Raw genomic sequence first — 1,142 nt, forward strand, 5'->3', positions numbered from 1 at the left:
TGTCGAGCGCGTCGAACAGGTGTTTGAGTTGCATGGCGTCAAGGCCAAGGAGGTCAACTGTCCGGCAATCGACGGCATTCTCGAGGAGGCCGACGATGTGAGCGGTGACGTCGATGACAAGGAGGTTCTCGACGCGGCGCTGATTGCTTCGGCGCAGGCCGTCGAACACTACGAGATGACGCGCTACGGCACGCTCATCGCCTGGGCCAAGCAGCTTGGCCGCACCGACTGCGCCAATGTGCTGGCCAAGAATCTCAAGGAAGAACAGGCGACAGATCGCAAGCTCACCGAAATGGCGGAAAGCAAGATCAACCTGCAGGCAGCCGAATAAGGCTGCAATCCGGCCGGCTGGTAACTCGGCCGGCCGGATTGCCGGTAGGTTCCATCCCGTCAGCGAGACGGGTCGACGCCCAGTGCCGCTGATTGCTTGCGCAGCGCCTCACCGTCATCCTGCGGCACATGCCGAGCAGACCCTGCGGTTTCCGTGTAGATGCGATACGCTACACAAGCGAACGCCACCATGAAAAGCAGACGGCCCATCCATCCTACTCCTTCGTTGCGGACTTCGTTTCGGCCATCCTCAGTACCCTCCGACGACGGGCAAGATTTCGCCGGTGATGTAGCTCGAGCAATGCGGCGAAGCGAGGAACACATAGGCCGGCGCGAGCTCTTCCGGTTGCGCTGGTCGTTTCATTGGCGTGTCGGCGCCGAATTTCGAGACGTCGTCAGCTTCCTTGTCCGACGGATTGAGCGGCGTCCACACCGGACCCGGTGCTACCGCATTCACCCTTATGCCCTTGCCGATGAGATTGCCCGACAGGGCCCGCGTGAAAGCATGAATGCCGCCCTTGGTCATCGAATAGTCGACCAGCTGTTTTGAACCGTCGATACCGGTTACCGAACCGGTGTTGATGATCGCCGAACCGGGTTTCATGTGCGGCACCGCTTCCTGCGCCATATGAAAATAGCCGTAAAGATTGGTCTTCAACGTCGTGTCGAAATGTTCTTCGGTGAGCTCGCCGAAGTCGCTGGAATGGATCTGGAACGCAGCATTGTTGACCAGCACGTCGATGCGGCCGAATTTTTCAACGGTCTCCATGACCGCCTTGTGGCAGTGGCTGCGTTCGCTGACATCGGCCTCT

Annotated in this window: 3 protein-coding genes; 1 reads left to right on the forward strand and 2 read right to left on the reverse strand. The window is 59.5% G+C overall.

Going from position 1 to position 1,142, the window contains the following annotated elements; all coding sequences use genetic code 11:
* A partial coding sequence (locus ENZ74_RS32515; protein ID WP_164761430.1) for a DUF892 family protein occupies positions 1-331 on the forward strand: 331 nt, incomplete at its 5' end.
* 59 nt (positions 332-390) lie between these two features.
* On the opposite strand, the gene ENZ74_RS32520 is transcribed toward ENZ74_RS32515, so the two are convergent.
* A complete protein-coding gene (locus tag ENZ74_RS32520; protein ID WP_013531568.1) occupies positions 391-540 on the reverse strand; it encodes a hypothetical protein in 150 nt (49 codons plus the stop codon).
* Between the two features lie 40 nt (positions 541-580).
* Positions 581-1,142, reverse strand: a 562-nt coding sequence (locus tag ENZ74_RS32525; RefSeq protein WP_127313321.1) for an SDR family oxidoreductase, incomplete at its 5' end; no start/stop codon positions are given.

The organism is Mesorhizobium sp. M7A.F.Ca.CA.002.15.2.1, from assembly GCF_003998715.1.
Classification (GTDB): Bacteria; Pseudomonadota; Alphaproteobacteria; order Rhizobiales; family Rhizobiaceae; genus Mesorhizobium; species Mesorhizobium ciceri.